The 21,861-nt window shown below is 70.0% G+C and carries 18 protein-coding genes; 5 read left to right on the top strand and 13 right to left on the bottom strand.

Going from position 1 to position 21,861, the window contains the following annotated elements:
* Positions 1-485 precede the first annotated feature (485 nt).
* The 7 genes from AC07AG_RS12725 to AC07AG_RS12695 all read right to left on the bottom strand — a co-directional run bounded on the left by AC07AG_RS12725 (position 486) and on the right by AC07AG_RS12695 (position 7,793).
* Entirely contained in the window at positions 486-1,376 is an 891-nt protein-coding gene (locus AC07AG_RS12725) for a DUF5936 domain-containing protein (RefSeq protein WP_478754531.1), read from the bottom strand.
* Positions 1,377-1,404: 28 nt separating this feature from the next.
* A complete protein-coding gene (locus AC07AG_RS12720; protein WP_478754529.1) occupies positions 1,405-2,349 on the bottom strand; it encodes a type II secretion system F family protein in 945 nt (314 codons plus the stop codon).
* 106 nt (positions 2,350-2,455) lie between these two features.
* Positions 2,456-3,814: a CpaF family protein gene (locus tag AC07AG_RS12715; RefSeq protein WP_478754528.1), complete on the bottom strand. Its 1,359-nt coding sequence runs from the start codon at positions 3,812-3,814 to the stop codon at positions 2,456-2,458.
* Positions 3,815-3,824: 10 nt separating this feature from the next.
* Complete coding sequence (locus AC07AG_RS12710; RefSeq protein WP_478754527.1) at positions 3,825-4,310, bottom strand: TadE family protein; 486 nt, start codon at positions 4,308-4,310, stop codon at positions 3,825-3,827.
* On the bottom strand, positions 4,307-5,923 hold the full coding sequence (locus AC07AG_RS12705) for a CpaE/TadZ family protein (protein ID WP_478754525.1): 1,617 nt from the start codon (positions 5,921-5,923) through the stop codon (positions 4,307-4,309). Before AC07AG_RS12705 ends, AC07AG_RS12710 begins: the two co-directional genes overlap by 4 nt.
* A 124-nt stretch (positions 5,924-6,047) precedes the next feature.
* On the bottom strand, positions 6,048-6,761 hold the full coding sequence (gene cpaB, locus AC07AG_RS12700; RefSeq protein WP_478754524.1) for a Flp pilus assembly protein CpaB: 714 nt from the start codon (positions 6,759-6,761) through the stop codon (positions 6,048-6,050).
* A 111-nt stretch (positions 6,762-6,872) separates the two neighbouring features.
* Complete coding sequence (locus AC07AG_RS12695; protein WP_478754522.1) at positions 6,873-7,793, bottom strand: hypothetical protein; 921 nt, start codon at positions 7,791-7,793, stop codon at positions 6,873-6,875.
* A 216-nt stretch (positions 7,794-8,009) separates the two neighbouring features.
* On the opposite strand from AC07AG_RS12695, the gene AC07AG_RS12690 reads away from it, so the two are divergent.
* On the top strand, positions 8,010-9,023 hold the full coding sequence (locus AC07AG_RS12690; protein ID WP_478754521.1) for a chitinase: 1,014 nt from the start codon (positions 8,010-8,012) through the stop codon (positions 9,021-9,023).
* A 58-nt stretch (positions 9,024-9,081) separates the two neighbouring features.
* Here the strand turns inward: AC07AG_RS12690 and AC07AG_RS12685 are convergent, their stop codons facing one another.
* A complete protein-coding gene (locus AC07AG_RS12685; RefSeq protein ID WP_478754520.1) occupies positions 9,082-10,461 on the bottom strand; it encodes an Nramp family divalent metal transporter in 1,380 nt (459 codons plus the stop codon).
* A 148-nt stretch (positions 10,462-10,609) separates the two neighbouring features.
* Here AC07AG_RS12685 and AC07AG_RS12680 point away from each other — a divergent pair, with 148 nt between their 5' ends.
* On the top strand, positions 10,610-11,950 hold the full coding sequence (locus AC07AG_RS12680) for a M14 family metallopeptidase (RefSeq protein ID WP_478754518.1): 1,341 nt from the start codon (positions 10,610-10,612) through the stop codon (positions 11,948-11,950).
* 159 nt (positions 11,951-12,109) lie between these two features.
* Positions 12,110-12,928, top strand: coding sequence for an MBL fold metallo-hydrolase (locus AC07AG_RS12675; protein WP_478754516.1), 819 nt, complete (start codon positions 12,110-12,112; stop codon positions 12,926-12,928).
* A 78-nt stretch (positions 12,929-13,006) separates the two neighbouring features.
* Here the strand turns inward: AC07AG_RS12675 and AC07AG_RS12670 are convergent, their stop codons facing one another.
* From AC07AG_RS12670 to AC07AG_RS12655, 4 genes are all read right to left on the bottom strand, one after another.
* Positions 13,007-14,497 carry a GntP family permease gene (locus tag AC07AG_RS12670; protein WP_478754514.1) on the bottom strand — a complete coding sequence of 497 codons (1,491 nt, stop codon included), beginning with the start codon at positions 14,495-14,497 and terminating at the stop codon, positions 13,007-13,009.
* Between the two features lie 129 nt (positions 14,498-14,626).
* A complete protein-coding gene (locus AC07AG_RS12665; RefSeq protein ID WP_365819936.1) occupies positions 14,627-15,037 on the bottom strand; it encodes a RidA family protein in 411 nt (136 codons plus the stop codon).
* Positions 15,038-15,044: 7 nt separating this feature from the next.
* Positions 15,045-15,803 (bottom strand): IclR family transcriptional regulator, encoded by a 759-nt coding sequence (locus tag AC07AG_RS12660; protein WP_478754512.1) that lies wholly within the window; start codon positions 15,801-15,803, stop codon positions 15,045-15,047.
* Entirely contained in the window at positions 15,800-16,798 is a 999-nt protein-coding gene (locus tag AC07AG_RS12655; RefSeq protein ID WP_478755522.1) for a sugar kinase, read from the bottom strand. The genes AC07AG_RS12660 and AC07AG_RS12655 overlap by 4 nt, the downstream gene beginning before the upstream one ends.
* A gap of 219 nt (positions 16,799-17,017) precedes the next feature.
* Here AC07AG_RS12655 and AC07AG_RS12650 point away from each other — a divergent pair, with 219 nt between their 5' ends.
* Together AC07AG_RS12650 and AC07AG_RS12645 are read left to right on the top strand one after the other, a co-directional pair.
* On the top strand, positions 17,018-18,325 hold the full coding sequence (locus tag AC07AG_RS12650; protein WP_478754511.1) for an amino acid deaminase: 1,308 nt from the start codon (positions 17,018-17,020) through the stop codon (positions 18,323-18,325).
* A 187-nt stretch (positions 18,326-18,512) separates the two neighbouring features.
* Positions 18,513-20,123 (top strand): N-acyl-D-amino-acid deacylase family protein, encoded by a 1,611-nt coding sequence (locus tag AC07AG_RS12645; RefSeq protein ID WP_478754510.1) that lies wholly within the window; start codon positions 18,513-18,515, stop codon positions 20,121-20,123.
* Positions 20,124-21,051: 928 nt separating this feature from the next.
* Here the strand turns inward: AC07AG_RS12645 and AC07AG_RS12640 are convergent.
* Positions 21,052-21,663 carry a hypothetical protein gene (locus tag AC07AG_RS12640; protein ID WP_478754508.1) on the bottom strand — a complete coding sequence of 204 codons (612 nt, stop codon included), beginning with the start codon at positions 21,661-21,663 and terminating at the stop codon, positions 21,052-21,054.
* Positions 21,664-21,861: the final 198 nt, after the last annotated feature.

The following is a 21,861-nucleotide window of genomic DNA, read 5'->3' as shown; positions in this document are numbered from 1 at the left end:
TACGCGATCTTTCAGCACGACGGCCCCTTCTCTCCCACCCGATACACGCACACGCACACGCACCGCTGGCGCAACCAATTCCGACGCCGCTGTCGTCATAGGCAACGTACGCGAGATCATGTGACCCAACAGCCACTCTCCGCAACCAATGCCGTTTGTTACGCGCAAGTTGGCGAGTTCCCTTCCCCGGCGGCGAGGTCATCACGCACCCCGGAGGCGTGCGGCAGTGGTGCGTGACCGGGTCGGTGGCGACTCAATGCGTTCCACGACTTCCCCTCCCGCGAATACCGTGAACTCGTCTTTTGCAAAGGCCGGTTGGGGTGACCGGCGCTGATCGGCCCCGGCAGGGGCCACCCCCGGGGTCCATCCGTCTTCCCGCCCTCGGGGTGACTGTCCCACATTCAGTTGCAGCCGCGAAGAGTTTTCGCTGACTGGCTTGATACCTGCTCCGGCCGCGAGGCCCACCGCACCGTTCATCGCCACCCTCACTTCCCCAGGATCGAGCCGAAGTCCGAACCCGAGCCGAGGAACATTCCCGCCGCGATCAGAATCATCGTGGCCGGAAGCATGAAGACCAGCGTCACCATCGTTGCCTTGGGGATCGTCTTGGCCGCCCTGCGGCGGGAGTTCTGCGCGTCCGTGCGGCGCATGTCCGTCGCCAGCTGGATGAGCGTGTCCGCGATCGGCGAGCCCAGCTCCTCGCCCTGCTGGAGCGCCGAGACGAACTGTGACACCTGCTCCGACGCGTTCCTGCGGCGCAGTTCGTCGAACGCCTGGCGGCGGCTGACCCCCATGTCCATCTGGCGGAGTGTGATGCGTAGTTCGTCCGCCCACGGGCCCTCGTAGCGTTCCGCGACCCGGTCCAGTGCCTGGCGGAAGCCGAGGCCCGCCGACACCACCACCGCGAGTACGTCCAGGAAGTCCGGCAGCGTGCGGTCGATGACCTCGCGGCGCTCCCGTATCGCCTGCCAGATCAGCGCGTCCGCCGCCATCACGCCGAAGGCGAACGTGAGCAGGCCGAAGAGCGAGGAGCCGTTCGAGAGGAAGACCAGGCCCATCACGAGGCCGAAGATGCCGTAGACCGCCCTGCGCGCCGCATAGCGGTCGATCGTCAGGCCTCCCGGGTTTCCCGCCATGTCGATCCTGCGGCGCTTGGCGTCCACCCGTTTCGGGCCCATCAGGCGCAGGACCAGCGGCGCGAACCGCATGCCGACGCGGTCCACCGCCGAGCCCGCCGTCGAGACGCGGGTGGCGCCGACCTCCAGGGCGATCGCCAGGTCCGAGGGGAGCTTCGCCTCCGCGCGGTACATGCGCACTCCTTGACAGACGCCCGCCACGGCCAGTCCCATCACCACGGCCAGAGCCAGTGCCAGCACGGTAACTCCCCTCCTTTCAGGTTGATTTCTAGACTTCGATCTTGCCCAGGCGCCGGATCACGAAGAAGCCCACCGCGTACAGGCCCAGCGCGATCAGGATCAGCATCTGGCCCATCGGTGAACCCGTCACCCTCGCCAGCGCCCCCTCATTGGAGGAATTGATGAGGAGCAGGGAGCCAAGGCCCAGGAGCGGGACCGTGAACGCCGTCGCATGGACCTCCGAGAGCATCGTGCGGACCTCTCTGCGGGTCTCCTTGCGGTCCTCCAGGGTCTGGGTGAGGTTCCGGAGGGAGTTCACCACCGAGCCGCCCGCCTTGTTGGAGAGCACCAACGTCGTGACGAGGACTATCAGTTCGCGGGAGGGGAGGCGCTCCGCCAGTTCGCCCAAGGTGTCGTCGATCGAGCGTCCCAGCGTCAACTGGTCCGCCACCATGGACAGTTCCTCGCCCGCCGGGGCTTCCAGTTCTTCTGCCGCCATCGCCAGGGACGTACGTAGTGCCAGTCCCGCCGCTGTCGCGTTCGCCAGGATGCGGGCCACGTCCGGGAGTTGGTTGATGAAGGCCTCGATGCGCTTCTGGCGTTGCCAGTTGAGGAAGACGACCGCGCTCCAGACCGCCACGATGCCCGCGATCGGGCCGAAGAACGGCGCCAGCGTCGCCGCCGCCATCAGCCAGAGCGCGGCGACGACCGCCACGACGTAGACGAAGAACTCGCCCGCCGTCAGGTCGAGTCCCGTCGCCGAGAGGCGCAGGTGGATGGAGCGGCCAAGGCGGGTGCGGCGCAGGCGGCGGTCGACGGCCGAGAAGCGGCGGCCTCGGTGGCCCGCGTCGCCCGTGCCGGGGCCGATCGACAGGCGGTCCACCAGCGCCTGGCGCTGTGCGCGGCCTGACGCGTAGGCATGGACGCCCGCGACGGCGAGTGTGCCGGTCAGGATCGTGGCGCCGAGGGCCAGGAGGGCGGCTTGGTTCTCCATCAGGCCGTGGCCTCTCTCGTACCCGGCCTGATGCCCGGCCTCGTACCCGGCCCCATGCCCGGCCTCGTACCCGGCCTGATGCCCGGCCCTGTACGCGCCCTCGTGCTCATCCGATCGCCTCTCTTGTGTTCAGTGCGTCTATGGCCTGCGCCACGCCGAAGCCCGGCGGCACCGGCTCGCCCGCCACGTAGAGGCGCTCGGCGACCGAGCGCGGCAGCGGCAGGTGCTCGAAGTAGCCGTGCACGCGGCGGTCCAGGCCGCCGCTGCCCGGCCGGTTCGCCACGAAGCGGGTCACCGGAGCGATACGGAACTGCTCACGGCCGTGCGAGACGAGCAGGACGATCTCGGCGATCTTGCGGGAGCCGTCCGCGTGCCGGGCGAGCTGGACGACCACGTCCACCGCCGAGTTGATCTGGTCCTTCAGGGCCTCGAAGGGGATCTGGACCTCCGACATCGAGCCGAGGGTCTGCAGGCGCATCAGGGCGTCCTCCGCCGTGTTCGCGTGGACCGTGGCGAGCGAGCCGTCGTGGCCCGTCGACATCGCCTGGAGCATGTCGAGCGTCTCGCCGCCCCGGACCTCGCCGACGATGATGCGGTCGGGGCGCATGCGCAGGCTGTTGCGGACCAGGTCGCGGATGGTGATCTGGCCCTTGCCCTCGACGTTCGGTGGGCGCGATTCGAGGCGGATCACGTGGTCCTGCTGCAGTTGCAGTTCGGCCGAGTCCTCGATGGTGATGATGCGTTCGTGGGAGGGGAGGAGGCCGGAGAGGGCGTTGAGGAGGGTCGTCTTCCCTGAGCCCGTGCCGCCCGAGACGATGATGTTGAAGCGGGCGCGCACGAAGGCGGAGAGCAGGAGCAGCATGTGCTCGTCGAGCGAGCCGAGGCCGATGAGCTCGTGCAGCGTGTACGCACGGGGGAAGCGGCGGATGGTGAGGGTCGCGCCGGTGAGGGCCAGCGGCGGGATGATCACGTTCACTCGCTCGCCGGTGGGCAGGCGCGCGTCCACCATCGGGTTCGACTCGTCCACGCGGCGGTTGACCGTGGAGACGATGCGTTCGATGGTCTGCATGAGCTGGTCGTTCGACGCGAATCGGAGGGGCAGCTGCTCCACTCTTCCGGCTCGCTCCACGAAGATCGAGTCCGGGCCGTTCACCATGATCTCCGTGATGGAGGCGTCGGCGAGGAGCGGTTCGAGTACGCCGAGTCCCAGGGCCTCGTCCACGACGCGGCGGATGAGCTGGGAGCGCTCCGAGGTCGACAGGACGGGGCCCTCGCGGCTGATGATGTGACCCATGACGCGTTCCAGGCGGACTCTGCGGTCCGCCGTGGTCAGGGACGACATCTCGGCGAGGTCGATCTCTTCCAGGAGCTTGGCGCGGTAGACGGCCACGAGGCTGTCGTCGCGGCTGGGGTCGCTGCCCTTGCCGTGGTCGTGCGGGGTCGCCATGCGGTCGCGGAGGCTCATCTGTTCTCTCTCAGCTCCCGTCTTCGTCTTCGTCGTTGGGCATCGTGGCCGACTTCGTGACGGACCAGCCGGCGTCCACGAAGGGCAGGAGGGTGGGGACCTGGACGGTGACCTCCGCGGTCGTCGTGTCGCCGCCCCCGCTGAGGGCGACCTGCGCGTCGAGGCTGCCGTCCATCGCCGCCAGGCCCGCGGCCTCGCCGCCCTCGCCCTGGGAGGCGACCCGTGCTGCCGCGCGGGCGCCTGATCCGGCCTGGTTGACGGCGTATCCGACCAGGCCGAGCTGGATCGCGGCCAGGCCTATGAGGAGCAGGATGGGGAGGAAGCCGGCGAATTCGAGCATGGATACGCCGCGGTCGTCCCAGCGGTCGTTCCAACGGTCCTTCCAGCGATCGTGCCGGCGGGGGTCCTTCCGCCGGAACCGATGCGCACCGTCGATCACCGGCTTCGCCGCGTTCGTCCTCGGACGCCGGACGGGCTGAATCGTCAGCCCGCTCACGGGTCCTCCCCCTCCTTCGCCGCCCCCGCCTCCCCGCTCACGCTCCACCCCGCGTCGATCCCGGGGAAGAACAGCGGCACGTCCGCGTCCACGTGGGCCTTCCACACCGCCCCGTCGTCCGTGCAGGACACCTCCGCGCCCTGCCACGCCGACGGCAGATGCTCCTTCGCGGCGGACTCGCACGCCGCGGCCCCGCCCTCGCCCACCGCGTACGCGGCCGTCGCCGCCCGCGCCGCCTCGTCCGCGGCGTTTCCCGCGAGGGAGAACGTGTAGCCGTACAGCGCGCACTGCCACAGCAGGCCCATCACGGCGAGCAGCAGCGGGAACATGCCGGCGAACTCCAGGGTGACCGCGCCCCGGTCGCCGCCGATCCGCTTGCGGAGGCTCAGCGCACCGCGCTTGCCTCCGCTCCCGCCGGACGCCTCGGGATCCACCAGGCCCAGCTCGCCCGCGAGCGCCCACAGCGCCTGCTTCACCGTGGACTTGCTGTCCAGGTCCTGCATGCGGCCCGCGTCGACCGCTCCCTGCAGTTCCTTGAAGTTGGCGGGGACGGTGGTGCGGGCCACCCGTGTGCCCGTCACCCGTTCCACCAGGGAGGGCTGGATCTCCGCGCCCTTGCCGTGGCGGTTGACGACCGTGAGCGTCTCCTCGGCCTTGCGGATCTGGAGGCGGTCCCAGAGGCGGACCATGCGCTTGGCTGCGCGGACGGAGACGACGTCCGGGGTGACCAACAGGATGGCCTGGTCGGCGAGTTCGATGGCTGCCGCGCTCGCCCCGGTGACGTACGTACCGCAGTCGACGAGCACGACGTCGTAGCGGCTGCGCAGTGCGCCGAGCGTCTGGCGGGCCACCCGGTCGGTGATCTCCTCGCCCCGCTCGCCCTCGCCGGGGGCGAGGAGGAGGCCGATGCCGGTCTCGTGGGTGTAGACGGCGTCCTGGAGGACGCGGGGCGTGATGTCGGTGATGGCCGCGAGGTCGGCGATGGAGCGGCGGAACTGGACGTCCAGGTAGGAGGAGACGTCCCCGGACTGCAGGTCCAGGTCGAGGAGGGCGACGCTGCGTCCTGACGCGCGGGCCGCGAGCGCGAGTTGGACCGTGGCGAGGGTCGTCCCGACCCCTCCCTTGGCCCCGCTCACCGCGACGACGTGGCCGCCGCCCGGGGTCTCCCCCTGCCCGGCGTAGAGCTCCATCCCGCCGCTTCCGAGGTGCCGGCGCATACCGGCCGACCAGGCCGCCGCCGCGTGCACCCGCTCGGCGAGCGCGTCGTAGGCGAGCGGGAAGCCGACGATGCCGCGTGCGCCGGAGTCCATCGCGGCGGTGAGGAGGCCGGGGCTGGTGTCGGCGGTGATGAGGACGACGCCCACCGCGGGGAAGCGGAGGACGAGGTCGCGGATCAGGTCGAGGGCGGGGACGGGGCCGATCCGCTCATGGATGAGGACGACTTCGGGAAGCTCTTCGATGGACTCGGAGGCGAGCCGCGCGAGGGTGTCGAGGAGGGCGGTCGAGTCCGCGACGGGGAGGGCGGGTTCGGCGTCGGGCAGCTGCCCGACGAGGGTCGAGAGCGCGCGGGCCGCGTCCAGGTCCCCCACGGCGGGGAGGATACGGGTCGTCATGCGTCACCCTGCCGGGCGGTCGGGTGAGCGGGCGGGAAAGGGCCGCCGCGCGGCGGCCTGGAACGGCTGCCCCCAGCGGGAGCGAGAAGCGGCGGTTCAGACGTGCAGCACATCCGCAGGCCCCCTACTTGTCCTCGTCGAGTGTGTAAGTCCGGTCACCCCGCGGGATCGCGCTCTCCCCGCCCTGGCCCACCAGGGCCAGGCGGACGTGCGTGGCGAACGACTCCGCGTACGCCACGCGCTGCGCGTCCGCCGTGTCCAGGGCGAACGTGATCGGCACGGCCTCCGTCGCCGTACGACGGCTGCTGCGGTCGTCCTGGTCGGGGTCGAGCGCCGTCAGCTTGCCCACGTCGATCACCTTCGCGGACTCGACGATGACCTTCGACTGGTCCTTGGCGTTGTCGGTCTCGCCCTTGAAGGTGGCGTAGATGTTCACCGTCGAACCCGGCGTGATCTTGCCCGCGACACCCGTCGCCGCGTCGATCATGATGGCGATCTCCTGCTGCCCCGGGTCCAGTTCGGGGCGGTTCACGATCATGTCCGTCTGGAGCAGCGACCCCTTCCGCAGCTCCGTCACCGCGATCTTGCCGCGCACCTGGCGCAGGTCGGTGACCGCGTTCTCCGAGAGCCACCGCTCCGGCATCTCGACCTTCTCGAACTGGTCGGCGCTGAGCTCCTTGTAGGGGGCGATGTCCCCCTTGAGCTTGTACGCGGCCACTTCCGGCCCCACCTTCGAGTTCACGTCCCGGATCACCGAGAGGACACCCGCGAACGCGCCGAACGCGGCCAGGACCGACAGGACCAGCAGGATGACGCCGCGGCGCTGGCGTGAGTTCATGAACCGGACTACCTCGATCGGGTGCGGACGGCTACGGACAGTGAGCGGGGTGGCGCGCGTTCAGTTCGGGGTCGTGTTCGGGGTCGTGCACGAGCGAGCGGAGGACGGGCCTTACGTCGCGCCTCGCGGCAGCGCGCGCAGAGCGGAAGCCGAGGAGGCAGAGGAGGCAGAGGCGGATGCCGGCGCCGAGCGTTCAGGAGGCGGCGGCAGCGGCGCGGCGCAGAAGCCGCAGCGGTCGCCGATGAGTTCGAGGCCGCACCAGTGGCAGTCGTCCCGCCGGACGGACGACACCAGTTGGTAGAGCACGGAGATGTCGGGGATCGCCGCGGCGAACTCGACGAGCTTGCCCGTCGCCCACCAGCGCGCGGACTCCCCCGGAAGGCGCGTCTCCGAAACCCCCTGGGCCCGCCAGGCGGGAGCGAGCGTTTCGGTGACCCAGTCGGCCGACCCCAGCTGCCCGGTGGCGTACAGCATCTTCGTGCCGAAGCCGGGGCCGGGGAGCGTCGCGTCACCCGTCACCTTGATCAGCTCGGGGCGCGGCGTCGCGAGGACGGCGAACTGGGCGCCCGGCACCCACGACTTGGCGTGGGACTGCAGGGTGACCGGGACCCGGTCGAGCTTCGCCACCGAGCCGAGCAGCGCGCCCGCGTAGATGTAGTGCGACAGGAGCCGGGCCGCCGACGCGAGCACGCCGGGGCTGAAGTCGCAGATCGACAGCTGGCGGAGCTGGAGCGCGAGGACCGCGAGACCCAGCGGTGGCAGGTCCGGGCGGAGGATCGCGATGCGGTCGCTCTCCAGGACGGAACGGATCGCGTGCAGGCGCTGTGCGACGGCGGGCGGCGCCGACGCGGGGCACAGGACGATCACATAGCCGTGGTGCTCGATGAGCGTGTGCATCTCGGTGAGCGCCTGGTCCAGGGAGTACGTCCGCGGTGACTGGACGGCGCTCTGGAGGACGGCCGCCGACGGGGTGTGCCGGTCGGGCGATGGCAGCACCAGGTCAGGGCCGGTGACGGCTATGGCGGTCGGCATACGCACACCCCCCGGTCTTCGTGCACTTCTGCCTCAGCACCTTATCCAGGTCAGCGCCACCTCAACACCCAACTTCCCACTGTTCACATTGAGGTTGGCCGGACTGGCGGGGTCCGGGTGATGCCAGAGGTCTTGACAACTCAATTGGTCTGGACCAGCTTGTACGACCAAGCGAGAGCTCTCCGAATGCCCCAACTCCCCCCACCGGAGGCAGAGATGGACCACGCACGCGGCAGGACACGCAGGAAGGCAGGTTCCGTCATCGGTCTGACAACGGCACTCGCCCTCGCGCTCACCGGCCTGCTCACCGGCGGCGCCGACGACGCGGACGCCGGGACCCGCGCGGTGCCCAAGCATGCGGTGACCGGCTACTGGCAGAACTTCAACAACGGCGCCACGGTCCAGAAGCTGAGCGACGTACAGGACGAATACGACATCATCGCGGTCTCGTTCGCGGACGCGACCTCCACACCGGGCGAACTGGCCTTCAACCTCGACTCGGCCGGGCTCGGCGGCTACACCGTCGACCAGTTCAAGGCCGACATCAAGGCCAAGCAGGCGTCGGGGAAGTCCGTGATCCTCTCGGTCGGCGGCGAGAAGGGCGCGGTGGCCGTCAATGACGGAGCCTCCGCGACCGCCTTCGCGGACTCGGCGTACGAGCTCATGCAGGAGTACGGCTTCGACGGCGTCGACATCGACCTGGAGAACGGTCTCAACTCGACCTATATGTCGCAGGCCCTGAAGTCCCTTGCCGGAAAGGCCGGTTCGGGGTTCGTCCTGACCATGGCCCCGCAGACGATCGACATGCAGTCGACGTCGAACGAGTACTTCAAGACGGCGCTCGCCGTGAAGGACATCCTCACGGTCGTCAACATGCAGTACTACAACAGCGGTTCGATGCTGGGCTGTGACGGCAAGGTCTACAGCCAGGGCTCGGTCGACTTCCTCACCGCGCTCGCCTGTATCCAGCTGGAGGGCGGCCTCTCCCCCTCGCAGGTCGGCATAGGCGTCCCGGCATCGGCGAAGGCCGCGGGCGGCGGCTACGTCTCGCCGTCCGTCGTGAACCAGGCCCTTGACTGCCTGGCGAAGGGCACCAGCTGCGGTTCCTTCAAGCCGTCCAAGACGTACCCCGACATCCGGGGCGCGATGACCTGGTCGACGAACTGGGATGCCGCCGACGGCAGTTCCTGGTCCAAGGCGGTGGGCCCCCACGTCCACGGCCTGCCGTAGGCGCACCCCTCCCAACCGCAGCGCCGCCGCTCCCCCGGCGGCGCTGCCGCATGCCCGCCTACCAGGGCAGGTCGCGCACCTGCTGCACGCACAGGACGAGGAAGAGCAGTCCGGCCGCCGCGAGCATCACATTGCTCAGGATGCCGTTGCGCCACTCCTTGGGCGTACGCGAGGAGTTGAGCAGCCAGAGCAGCGTGAGCGCCAGGAACGGCATGAAGAACGCGCCGAGTACTCCATAGACCACGACCAGGCCGAACGGCTGGTCCAGGAAGAGCAGGCCCATCGGCGGGAACGTGAGCCAGAGCAGATACGCCCGGAACGGCACCGACTTCTCCCGCTTGCCGGCCGCGACCTCCTTGACCATGCCGTCGGGGCCCGTGCTCGCCGCCTCGGCGTCCGTGCTCGCCCCCTCGGCGTCGGTGCTCGCCCCCTCGGCGTCGATCGCACCGGCGCGCTCGCGCCGCAGCCGCTCCACGAAGTCCGCGAACATCAGGCTCACGCCGTGCCACACGCCCATCAAGGCGCCGAAGGACGTGGCGAAGAAGCCGATCAGGAAGAGATTGGCGGTGACCGCGCCGAACTTGTCCTCCAGGACGTTGCCGAGGTCGATGAGGCCCCGGTCGCCCGAGGTGAGGGCGATGTTCGTGGAGTGCAGGAGCTCGGCGCCGATGATCATCATCGCGACGACGAAGATGCCGGTGGTGATGTAGGCGACGCGGTTGTCGAGCCGCATGACCTTGATCCAGCTGATGTCGGTCCAGCCCTTGGAGTTCACCCAGTACCCGTACGCGGCCATGGTGATGGTGCCGCCGACGCCGCCGATCAGGCCGAGCGTGTAGAGCAGCGAACCGTCCGGCAGGGCGGGCACAAGGCCCGCGAAGGCGTTGCCGAGGTCGGGGGCGACGCGGATCGCGACGTACACGACGATCAGGAACTTCATCCCGATGACGACCGTCATGACCTTCTCGAAGACGGCGTACCGGTTGAACCAGACGAAGGCGAGCCCGAGCAGGCCGCACAGGATCGCCCAGGTCTTCAGGCTCGGCCCCTCGGGGAAGAGCGCGACGAGCGGCAGGGCGCTCGACGACATGGCCGTGGCGCCGTAGACGAAGCCCCAGATGACCACGTATATCGCGAAGTACCAGGTGGTCCACTGCCCCAGGCTGCGCCAGCCCTCGAAGAGGGTGCGCCCGGTGGCGAGATGCCATCGGCCCGTCGCCTCGGCGAGCGAGATCTTCACCAGACAGCCGATGATCGCGGCCCACAGGAGCGTGTAACCGAACTTGCTGCCCGCGATCAGCGTCGCGACCAGGTCGCCCGCGCCGACACCGGTCGCGGCGACGACGATGCCGGGGCCGACGTACTTCCAGCTCGCCTTGCGGAGCCGGGGAGCCGCATCTCCCGTGGCGGCGGCGCCACTACCTGTCGTTTCAGCCATGCCGATCAAGAAACCGCATGGCGGCGCGCGGCACAAGGGGTTGGCCGAAGACAGCGTTGACCGGAGCATGCCAGGCCTCCACGATGGGGCCGCGCAACCCGCACCGCACGCGTCGCACTGGACCACCCCCCACCCCCCAGGAGACTTCATGCGACTTCGCATACGCGGCAGAAGATCCGCGGCCCTCGCGGTTCTTCTCGCCCTCGCCGTCGCGGCACCCATCACCGCCAACGCCTCACCGGACTCCACCGACCGGACCGCACGGACCACGGCTGCGGCCGACGACGCAACGCGCCAGTACGAGATCCCCCTCGGCGACAACCGCGCCGCGCGCACCGCGCTCGCGCGCACCGGCGTCGCCATCGACGAGGTCGACGCCCGCTCGGTGGTCGTCTCGGCCGACGCCCGCGAGGCCGCGGAGCTACGGGAATCGGGCTACGAGCTCAAGGCTCTGGCCGGACCCCCGAAGCGTACGAACGGGCTGCCGGTGGAGGCCAAGGACTTCCCGCCCGCCGACGCGAGATACCACAACTACGCCGAGATGAACGCGGAGATCGACCAGCGCATCGCGGCCCATCCGACCCTGATGAGCAAGAAGGTCATCGGCAAGTCCTACTCGGGCCGTGACATCGTCGCCATCAAGATCAGCGACAACGTCACCACCGACGAGGCCGAGCCCGAGGTCCTCTTCACCCACCACCAGCACGCCCGCGAGCACCTGACCGTCGAGATGGCGCTGTACCTGCTGCGCGAACTCGGCGACGACTACGGCACGGACGCGCGCATCAAGAAGATGGTCGACTCGCGCGAGATCTGGATCGTGCCGGACATGAACCCGGACGGCGGCGAGTACGACATCGCGACCGGCTCCTACCGCAGCTGGCGCAAGAACCGGCAGCCCAACAGCGGTTCGTCGAACGTCGGCACCGACCTGAACCGCAACTGGAACTTCAAGTGGGGCTGCTGCGGCGGCTCTTCGGGTTCCACGGGCTCGGAGACCTACCGGGGCAGGGCCGGGGAATCGGCCCCCGAGGTGAAGGTGGTCGCCGACTTCGTCCGCAGTCGCGTCGTCGGGGGCAAGCAGCAGATCAAGGCCGCCATCGACTTCCACACGTACAGCGAACTCGTCCTGTGGCCCTACGGCTACACGTACAGCGACACGGCCCCCGGCCTGACCAAGGACGACCGTGACGCCCACGCCGCCGTCGGCACCAAGATGGCCGCGAGCAACGGCTACACGCCCGAGCAGGCCAGCGATCTCTACATCACGGACGGCACCATCGACGACTGGCTCTGGGGCAACCAGAAGATCTTCAGCTACACCTTCGAGATGTACCCGTCGTCCGCGGGCGGCGGCGGCTTCTACCCGCCCGACGAGGTGATCGAGCGGGAGACGAACCGCAACAGGGACGCGGTTCTGCAGCTCCTTGAGAACTCGGACTGCATGTACCGGTCCATCGGCAAGGAGCAGCAGTACTGCACCGGGTGACCGGGCCGCGGGCCGCATGGGGCCGTCGCCGACCGGCGGCGGCCCCTCACCCAGGTGCGGCAGCCCCTCACCCAGGTGCGGCGGCTGAGGAAAAGGACGACGATGGAGGCAGAGAGGCCGCGGCGCGATCACCATCCTGAGGGGGAATGGAGATGCGTCATGCGCGTCCACAAAGTACGCCCCGACATCAGCGCCCTGAGCGACAGCCTTGAGGTACCGGGCATCGGGCACATCCCGGTCAACGCCTTTGTGCTGCACGCCTCCCAGCCCGTCGTCGTCGACACCGGCCTCGGGCTGGCCGACCGCGACTTCCTGGAGACCCTGAGCACCGCCCTCGATCCCGCCGATGTGCGCTGGATCTGGCTCACCCACCCGGACCGGGACCACACCGGAGGGATCTTCGACCTGCTGGACGCCGCGCCCGGGGCCCGGGTCGTGACCACGTTCGCGGGCGCGGGGATCATGTCCTGTGAGCGCCCGCTGCCGCTCGACCGGTGCTATCTGCTCAACCCGGGACAGAGCCTGGACGTCGGCGACCGCACCCTCACGGGGTTCAGGCCCCCGCTCTTCGACAACCCGGCCACGGTCGGCTTCTTCGACGACAAGTCGGGCGCCTGCTTCAGCTCCGACTGCTTCGGAGGGCCGATGGCCAGCGCCGACCTGGCGCAGGCCGACGACGTCCGCGAGGTCCCCGTGGAGGATCTGCGGGCCGCGCAGCTGCTCTGGGCGACGGTCGACAGTCCCTGGGTGCAGGTCGTGGACCCCGTGAAGTTCCTGGACAGCTTCCAGCCGCTGCGGGACGGGGCGCCCGAGCTCGTCCTGTGCACACATCTGCCGCCGGCCCTGGGCATCACCGGGACGATGATGGACACGCTGGGCTCGGCGGCCGGGGCCTCGCCGTTCGTGGGGCCTGACCAGGCGGCGCTGGAGCAAATGCTGGCAGGGTTCGAGCCCGCCGACGGTCACCAGGTCGCGTGACCGGCGAAGGCGTCCCGGACCGTCGCGGTCCGGGACGCCTTCAGCGCCGTACGACAGCACCCCCTCGTCGGGGAACCGCTACACGAACAGACTCACCACGGCCGCGACCGCGAACCCGGCCAGGGAGAGCACCGACTCCAGGACCGTCCACGTCTTCAACGTGTCCCGCTCCGAGATGCCGAAGTACTTCGCCACCATCCAGAAACCGCCGTCGTTGACGTGCGAGGCGAAGATCGAGCCCGCCGAGATCGCCATGATGACCAGGGCGACGAACGCCTGCGAGTGGTCGCCCTCGGCGAGGAGAGGGGCCACGATGCCCGCCGTCGTCACGATCGCCACCGTCGCCGAGCCCTGGGCGACACGGAGCACCAGGGAGAGCAGGTAGGCGAGGACGATGATCGGCAGGCCGACGTCCTGGAAGGTGTCCGAGAGGGCCTTGGCCACGCCGCTCGCCTTGAGGACCGCGCCGAAGATGCCGCCCGCGCCGACCACGAGCAGGATGTTGCCGACCGGCTTCAGGGACGAGGTCGACACCGTCTCCAGGGACTTGCGCGACCAGCCGCGCCGGATGCCCAGGAGGTAGTACGCCATGAGCAGCGCGATCGTCAGGGCCACGAACGGGCTGCCGAAGAACTCGATGACGCTTCGCAGCGTCGAGGGGTCGAAGGCGATCGACGAGAAGGTCGCGAGGAGGATCAGGAACAGCGGCGTTCCGATGATCGCGAACACCATGCCGAGCGGCACCGGCTTCTCGCGCGGCTCCACGCCCGCGGCACGCTGCTCGGCGACGACCGCCGCCTTCGCCTCGTCCGCGGCCTCGACCATGTCCTGCGGGACGGGCACGAAGATGCGCTTGCCGATCCAGGCCGAGTAGACCCAGGCGGCGATGACGGCGGGGATGCCGCAGACGATGCCCATCAGGATGACCCAGCCGAGGTCCACCTTGAGCAGACCGGCCGCGGCCACCGGGCCGGGGTGCGGGGGCAGGAAGGCGTGGGTCATGGACAGACCCGCGAGCAGGGGCAGGCAGTAGAGCAGGATCGACTTGCCGCTGCGCTTGGCGGCGGCGTACACGATCGGCGCGAGGACGAAGATGCCGACGTCGAAGAAGACCGGGATGCCGAATATGAGGCCCGTCAGGCCCATCGCGAGGGGCGCGCGCTTCTCGCCGAAGAGGCCGAGGAGGCGGGAGGCGAGGACCTCTGCCCCGCCCGAGACCTCGAGTATCGCGCCGAGCATCGTGCCGAGGCCGATGATGATCGCCACATGGCCGAGGATGCCGCCCATGCCGGACTCGATGACGGATATCGCGTCGGACTTCTGGACCGTGCCGAAGAGTTCGGTGACGGAGAGGCCGGCCGAGAGGCCGACGACTATGGAGACCGCGAGCAGCGCCACGAAGGGCTGCAGCCTGACCTTGATGATCAGGAAGAGGAGAAGCACGATGCCGAGCGCGGCGACGGTGAGCAGACCGGCCGTGCCGTCGATCAGGGTGAGGATGCCGCCGGTGTGCGGTGGCTCCTCGGCGGGGGCGGCGGCCGCGAGAGCGGCGAAGGGGGACGGGGACATCTTTGACCTCGTAAGTGCATGGGGCTTTCGGGGCAGGGGGGATCACGGCGCGGCGCCCGAAGGGGGGAGTTGGGCGCCGCGCCGTGACGACTAGCGGCTTGCGGAGGGTGGATCAGGGGACGGGCTGCGTCAGCTCAGGACGGCGAGCGCGTCGATCTCGATGAGCAGACCCTTGGGCAGGCCCACGTAGACCGTGGTGCGGGCCGAGGCCGGGGCCTTGAGGCCCTGCTCCTCGAAGTACGCGTTGTAGATCTCGTTCATCTCGGCGAAGTGGTCCACGTCCGTGAGGTAGACGCGCATCATCATCACGTCGTCCCAGGTCGCGCCGCCCTCTTCGAGGATCGCCTTGACGTTGGCGAACGTCTGGAGGGTCTGCTCGCGCAGGGTCGGGCCCGCGGGGGTGGGGGCCTTGCCCTCCTCGGCGGGCAGGAAGCCGACCTGACCGGCGACCTGAAGGATGTTGCCCTTCTTCACGCCGTGGGAGAACTTCGCGGGCGGGGTGGTGTGGGTGGCCGGGGTGAGGGCGATCTTCTCGGTCATGACTGGTTCAGGCTTCCTTGAGGGGTGACTTGCCGGAGTACTCCCGGCTGATGGCATCCGCCGTACGGCGCACCAGCGGGAGCAGCGTGAGGAGTTCGTCGGCGGTGACGACGACATTCGGCGCGGAGACCGACATGGCGGCGACGACCCGGCCGTCCGCACCGCGGATGGGGGCCCCGATGCAGTTGATGGACTCCTCGTGGCCACCGAGGTCGGTGGCCCATCCCTGTTCGCGCACGGCGCTGAGCTCCTTGAGGAACGCGGCGGCGTTGGGCGTCGAACGGGACGTGTACGTGGGGTAGTCGAGCTTCTCCGCGATGACGCGGCGCTCGGCCTCGGGAAAGTCGGAGATCAGCAGCTTCGCGACGGCGGCGACGGTGATGGCCACCGGCTTCCCGATGCGCGAGTACATCCGCACCGGGTAGCGGCTCTCGACCTTGTCGATGTAGAGGACTTCCTGCTCCTCGTAGACCGCGAGGTGGACCGTGTGGCCGCACTTCTCGTTGAGCGCGAGGAGGTGGGGGTGCGCGATCTCGCGTACGTCGAGGTTCTCGACGGCTTCCTGGGCGAGCGCGAAGAGGCGGGCGCCCAGGCGGTAGCGCTGGTCGGACTGGCGGTAGACCAGGCCGTGTTCGTGGAGCGTGCGCAGGAGCCGCAGGGCGGTGGACTTGTGCACTTCGAGACGCTCGGCGACCTGGCCGAGGTCGGCGGGGCCTTCGGCGAGCAGCGGCAGGATGGACAGGGCGCGGTCGACGGTCTGGCTCATGTACGTGCCTCCTCCTTGGCCTCAGTGTTCACGGGGACGCCGTCCGTCCAGCCGGGGCCGAGACGAAGTGTCCCCCAGGCGTCGGCGTCCAGTGCGGCAAGACGATCGGTGTGCTCCCTGGCGGGCGGCGTGGCGAGGTCGCCGGGGACGGTGAGCGCGGCGGCGGCCATGAGGTGCCCGTGGCGCAGGCGCTGGTCGGCGGGGAGTCCGCGCAGGGTGGCGGAGAGGAACCCGGCGGCGAAGGCGTCGCCCGCGCCGACGGGGGCGACGACGTCGACCTTGAGTGCCGCCTGGAAGACGGCGGGCTCGCCCTCGGTGTAGACGGTGGCGCCGCGGCTGCCCTGCTTGACGACCAGGGTCGCGGGCTCGGGGAGCGCGGCGCGGATGGCGTCGGGGCCGCCGGTGACGCCCCACGCGTCGGCGGCCTCGTCCTCGCCGACGAAGACGAGGTCGGCGCCGCGTGCGAGGTCGAGGAGGACGTGGGGGCTCTCGCTCGCCGCGCCGCTCCACAGACCCGGGCGGTGGTTGACGTCGAAGGACACCAGGGGGCGGCCGGGGCGGGGTGCGGTCAGCTCGTGCAGGAGCGCGAGGCAGTCCGCGGAGAGGGCGGCGGTGATGCCGGAGAGGTGCAGGATGCGGCCGGCGTCCAGGGCTTCGCGGTCCACGCTGCGGGGCGCCATCGCCGATGCGGCGGAGCCCGCGCGGTAGTAGAGGACCTCGTGGGCGTCGGTGTCGCGGTCATCCGCCGTGCGGAAGTAGATGCCGGTGGGGCGGTGCGGGTCGCGGCCGACGCAGCGGGTGTCCACGCCGTAGCGGGCGATGGCCTCGACGAGGTGGTCGCCGAAGCCGTCGGCGCCGACGCGGCTGACCCAGCGGGTGCGGTGGCCGGCCGCGGCGAGCGCGCAGGCGACGTTCGACTCGGCGCCGCCGATTCCGCGATCGAAGGAGGGGACATCGGCGAGGCGGCCCGCGCGGGAGGGCAGGAACGTGACCATGGACTCGCCGAGTGCCACGACGTCCACGGCTGCCTGCGCGGCCTCTGCTGCCTGCGCGGCTTCTGCGGCGTTTGCGGCCTCTGCCGTCACGATCTTTCCTGCCCCTCAACCGACTGTCCGGATCCGTTGACCCGGCGTTGGCTCGGATGTTAGACAGCAGTAAGCGACATACGCAATGACCGTTGCATATCATGCAACGCACCTTTTCGAGGAGGCGCCATGGCCGCCGACAACGCCGCAGACCACCGGGCCGGACGTGCTGCACGGGAGCTCGGCCGGCTCGCGGACGAGCGGGTCGACCACCGTTTCAAGGGGCTCCCGCCGGACGCGGAGGGCCTGACCGTCGGCGAGCTCGCGGCCCAGCGCCGGAACCTCTTCACGGACGGCTTCACCACCCCCGTCCTCGCCCTATCCGCCGAGCGCCTCGAGCACAACCTCGCGCTGATGGAGACGTACTCCGAGCGGCACGGCCTCGCCTTCGCCCCGCACGGCAAGACGTCCATGGCGCCGCAGCTCTTCGCGCGGCAGACGGAGCGCGGCGCGTGGGGCATCACGCTGGCCGTGCCGCACCAGGTGCGGGTGGCGCGTGCCTTCGGCGTGGAGCGGATCTTCCTCGCCAATGAGCTGGTGGACGCGGCGGCGCTGCGCTGGATCGCGTCCGAGCTGGACGCGGACCCGTCCTTCCGCTTCATCTGCTACGTCGACTCCGTGCCCGGCGTCGCCCTGATGGACGCCGCTCTGCGCGAGGCGAACGCGACGCGTCCCGTCGACGTCGTGGTGGAGCTCGGCGCGGGCGACGGGGCGCGCACCGGGGTGCGGACCGAGGCCGAGTGCGTCGAGATCGCCAACGCGGTCGCGGCGGCGGACACGCTGCGCCTGGTGGGCGTCGCGGGCTACGAGGGCGAGGTGCCGGAGGCGACGCCCGAGCGCGTGCGGGCCTGGCTGGAGCGGCTCACCGCGCTCGCGGTCGACTTCGACAAGGCGAACCGGTTCGCGGACCTGGACGAGGTCGTCGTCAGCGCGGGTGGCAGTGCGTGGTTCGACGCGGTGGCGGATGTCTTCGCGGAGATCCCCGAACTGTCGTTGCCTGTCCTGAAGTTGCTGCGTTCGGGCGCGTACGTCTCCCATGACGACGGCCACTACCGTCATCTGACCCCCTTCAACCGCGTCCCGGACGAGGGCGCGCTGCACCCGGCGTTCCGGCTCTGGGCGCAGGTGGTGTCCCGGCCTACGCCGGAGCAGGCGTTCACGAACGCGGGGAAGCGGGACGCGGCGTACGACATCGACCTGCCCGAGGCGCAGGTCGTGCACCGGGGTGGGGTGGACCGGCCCGCGACGGGGGTCACGGTGACGGGCCTCTCCGATCAGCACGGGTGGGTCCGTACGACGCCTGAGGCCGACCTCGCGGTCGGTGACTGGGTGGGCATGGGGCTCTCGCACCCCTGCACGTCCTTCGACAAGTGGCAGTTGATTCCTCTGGTCGAGGCGGACGGCACGGTCACGGATTACATCCGTACGTATTTCTGACCCCTGGGTCTCGGGCGGGACCGGGTCACCCCGCGGTACCGGGTGGGCGAACAAGCAGAACCGCCGCTCCGCGGCGGATGTCTCCCACCCGCCCACCCGATTGCCCCGCAGCGTCCTGCGGGGCCCCGGCCGGAGGCCGGGTGCACCACACACAGTGCGCAGCCAAGCGAAGAGAGAGGTACCCCCCATGGACCTGGTGATCCGGGACGCACGCGTCATAGATGGCACCGGAGGTGCCTCCTACCGAGCCGACGTCGGCGTACACGAGGGCAGGATCACCGAGATCCGCAGAGAGGGCGAAGGCCCCCGCCTCTCGGGGGCCCGGACCCTGGACGCCCAAGGCCTGGCGCTGGCCCCCGGCTTCATCGACATGCACGCCCACAGCGACCTCGCCCTCCTCCGCGACCCGGACCACAGCGCGAAGGCCGCCCAGGGCGTGACCCTGGAGGTCATCGGCCAGGACGGGCTGAGCTACGCCCCCGTGGACGACCGCACCCTGGCCCAGGTCCGCCAGGCCATCACCGGCTGGAACGGCGACGGCAGCGACATCGACTTCGACTGGCGCACCGTCGGCGAGTACCTGGACCGCCTCGACCGTTCGCACGGCGGCCACGGCATCGCCGTGAACGCTGCCTACCTCATCCCTCAGGGCACCGTCCGCATGTACGCGGTCGGCTGGGACGACCGCCCTGCCACCCCCGCCGAGGTCGAGCGCATGAAGCAGCTCGTCGCCGAAGGGATGGCGGACGGCGCCGTCGGCATGTCCTCCGGACTCACCTACACCCCCGGCATGTACGCCGACGACTCCGAACTCACCGAGCTGTGCAAGGTGGTGGCCCAGTTCAACGGCTACTACTGCCCCCACCACCGCAGTTACGGCGCCGGCGCCCTCCAGGCGTACGAGGAGATGGTGAACCTCACGCGCACCGCGAACTGCCCGCTCCACCTCGCGCACGCCACCATGAACTTCGGCGTGAACAAGGGCAAGGCCCCCGACCTGCTCGCGCTCCTCGACACCGCCCTCGCGGGCGGCGCGGACATCACCCTCGACACGTACCCCTACACCCCCGGCTGCACGACCCTCGTCGCCATGCTGCCGAGCTGGGCGAGCGAGGGCGGGCCCGACGCGATTCTCACCCGGCTTCAGGACGACGAGACCGCCGAGAAGATCCGCCACCACATGGAGGTCATCGGCGCCGACGGCTGTCACGGCGTACCGATCGAGTGGGACAAGATCGAGATCTCCGGCGTGAGCGACCCGGGTCTTGCCTCCTGCGTGGGCAAGACCGTCGCCCAGTCCGCCGAGCAGCGCGGCGAGGAGCCCTGGATCACCGCCCGCCGGCTCCTCATCAACGACAAACTGGGTTCGACGATCCTCCAGCACGTCGGCCACGAGGAGAACGTCCAGGCGATCATGCGCCACCCCGTGCACACGGGCGGCAGCGACGGCATCCTCCAGGGCTTCAAGCCGCACCCGCGTGCGTACGGCACGTTCCCGCAGTACCTCGGCCGCTACGTGCGCGACCTCGGCGTCCTCACCCTCGAAGAGTGCGTCGCCCACCTCACGTCACGCCCGGCGGCCCGCCTGCGCCTGCCCGACCGGGGCCTCGTCCGCGAGGGCTACCGCGCCGACCTGGTCCTCTTCGACCCTCAGACGGTCGCGGCGGGCTCCACCTTCGATGCTCCCCGCACCCTGCCGACGGGCATCCCGCACGTCCTGATCGACGGCAAGTTCGTGATGGAGGACGGGCGGCGCACGGACGTCCTCGCGGGGCGCTCCGTGCGCCGAACTCCGTAGGGGGCTGGGCCTGCCTGGGCGCCGTGCCGGAGGGCTTCGCTGTGCCTGCGGCCTTGCTGTGTGCCGGGGCCATCCGGTGTCCCGATGTTGGCGGTTCCGGTCCGGGAGTCAAGGGCGCTCCGCTGCGCTACGCGTCGGCTGCGCCGATTCCGCTGCGCTCCACCCTTGACACCCGACCCTCCACCGCGCGAGGGAAGACGACCGGACGGCCCGAGGGGCGGGACTCTCGACCACTCCCGTCGGGCCATCGGGCTCTCACGGCCGGGTGCGGACCAGTCCGTCGCAGGGCACCCGGCGGTGCGCGGGGTGCGCAGCCGCTCCGGGGAGGACTGCCGGTTTCGTCAAGCGGGTGCGGACCAGTTCGTCGGGGGTGGCCGCCGCGAGCTACGGCACCGACCGGGGTCCGGCACCTAATTCGCAGAAGGCGCGTTCCGCGAAGCGCGCGCCCCCCTGGTGTCAGAACACAACTTCGCGAAAGTAGGTGCCGGTGGGTGTGGCTCTTCCTCGTCCTCGGACACCTTCTGCGTGACGGCCGCCCCAGAAGATCCGGTCGGCAGCCGCTTGACGAGACCGGCACCCACCACCGGAGCGGCTGCGGACCGGGCGTCTGCCCTTCTGACCGTGGGGCCACCCGCAATGAGCCGGGCCGCACCCGGCCACGAGACCCTCCTGACCCGACGGGAGTGGTCCAGAGTCCCACCCCGTGGCCGCCCGGTCATCTTCCCTCGCGCGGTGGAGGGACGGGAGTCAAGGGTGAAGCGCAGCGGAATCGGCGCAGCCGACGCGACGCAGGAGCGCCCTTGACACCCGGCCCGGAACCGCCAACCTCAGGACAACCGGGCGGCCCCGGTACCAACCCAAGCCACCGGCCCAGTGAAGCCCCCGGCCTGGCCCGCTCCCCCCACCCCCCACCTCAACTCGCCTGCTCCTACTTCTTCTTGCCCTTGATGTCGATGTGGGCGTTGAACTTCGCTCCCACGATCGTCACGAACACATTGCCCTGCCGTCCACGCGTGGCCAGGGTGTCCCCGACCTGCCCTTTGCCGAGGGCCTCTTTGTCCTGGATCGCAGTGGAGTAGAGGTTCGTGAACTGGTTGTAGCGCTGCGAGGCCAGCCCGGCGGCTTCCTCCCACTCCTTCTGGAAGGAGGCGTACTCGGCCTCCGTCATGCCCGAACCGAAGGTGAAGTCGGGGTGGTTGGCCTGCTCGTAGTGGTGCCTGCACAGGTCGAGGAGCCGACCGGCCTCGGTCTTGACCCCGACCGCCTTCACCAGGGAGTCCGCCTGCTTCTGGATCTCCGCCGTGCGTTCCGCCACCCGTTCCGCGCGCCGCTGTTCGGCCACGTCGTCGTCGAGGGTCTTCTTGGCCGCCGCCAGGCCGTTGTTCTTGTCCTCGTAGGTCGCGATGCGGACAGAGGCCTCGCGCTTGCGCAGCGGGATCACTCCCCAGGGGAGACCGATCGACTCGCTGTACTTCGTGAGCAGTTCGGTCGCTTCCGTCTCGTCGTTCGCGTACTCCACGTGACCGATCATCTTGGTCATGGTGTCCCCTTCGCACCCGCCGGTCCGTCCGGCGGGGAGTGCCGCGGGCAACGTCTCACCGGCGCGCCCCCTCGTCACCGGGTGGCGGTCCGTCCGGTTGCGGCAGGGGCACGGCCGAGCTCCGGGACGCGGGATCCGAGCGCCTTTCCTGTCGTACAGGCGTTCCACCCGTCTCGTGCAACCCTTCGGCCCCTTGGA

This window comes from Streptomyces sp. NPDC044044, from assembly GCF_056434405.1.
This window is presented reverse-complemented; position numbering and strand designations above follow the sequence as displayed.

Bases quoted from the DNA above. Each gene is read 5' to 3' on its own strand.
- AC07AG_RS12715 (WP_478754528.1), bottom strand. From the start codon at position 3,814: ATGAGCCTCCGCGACCGCATGGCGACCCCGCACGACCACGGCAAGGGC.
- AC07AG_RS12720 (WP_478754529.1), bottom strand. From the start codon at position 2,349: ATGGAGAACCAAGCCGCCCTCCTGGCCCTCGGCGCCACGATCCTGACC.
- AC07AG_RS12655 (WP_478755522.1), bottom strand. From the start codon at position 16,798: ATGGTCACGTTCCTGCCCTCCCGCGCGGGCCGCCTCGCCGATGTCCCC.
- AC07AG_RS12690 (WP_478754521.1), top strand. From the start codon at position 8,010: ATGGACCACGCACGCGGCAGGACACGCAGGAAGGCAGGTTCCGTCATC.
- AC07AG_RS12660 (WP_478754512.1), bottom strand. From the start codon at position 15,803: ATGAGCCAGACCGTCGACCGCGCCCTGTCCATCCTGCCGCTGCTCGCC.
- cpaB (WP_478754524.1), bottom strand. From the start codon at position 6,761: ATGAACTCACGCCAGCGCCGCGGCGTCATCCTGCTGGTCCTGTCGGTC.
- AC07AG_RS12705 (WP_478754525.1), bottom strand. From the start codon at position 5,923: ATGACGACCCGTATCCTCCCCGCCGTGGGGGACCTGGACGCGGCCCGC.
- AC07AG_RS12645 (WP_478754510.1), top strand. From the start codon at position 18,513: ATGGACCTGGTGATCCGGGACGCACGCGTCATAGATGGCACCGGAGGT.
- AC07AG_RS12695 (WP_478754522.1), bottom strand. From the start codon at position 7,793: ATGCCGACCGCCATAGCCGTCACCGGCCCTGACCTGGTGCTGCCATCG.
- AC07AG_RS12680 (WP_478754518.1), top strand. From the start codon at position 10,610: ATGCGACTTCGCATACGCGGCAGAAGATCCGCGGCCCTCGCGGTTCTT.
- AC07AG_RS12670 (WP_478754514.1), bottom strand. From the start codon at position 14,497: ATGTCCCCGTCCCCCTTCGCCGCTCTCGCGGCCGCCGCCCCCGCCGAG.
- AC07AG_RS12650 (WP_478754511.1), top strand. From the start codon at position 17,018: ATGGCCGCCGACAACGCCGCAGACCACCGGGCCGGACGTGCTGCACGG.
- AC07AG_RS12665 (WP_365819936.1), bottom strand. From the start codon at position 15,037: ATGACCGAGAAGATCGCCCTCACCCCGGCCACCCACACCACCCCGCCC.
- AC07AG_RS12675 (WP_478754516.1), top strand. From the start codon at position 12,110: ATGCGCGTCCACAAAGTACGCCCCGACATCAGCGCCCTGAGCGACAGC.
- AC07AG_RS12640 (WP_478754508.1), bottom strand. From the start codon at position 21,663: ATGACCAAGATGATCGGTCACGTGGAGTACGCGAACGACGAGACGGAA.
- AC07AG_RS12685 (WP_478754520.1), bottom strand. From the start codon at position 10,461: ATGGCTGAAACGACAGGTAGTGGCGCCGCCGCCACGGGAGATGCGGCT.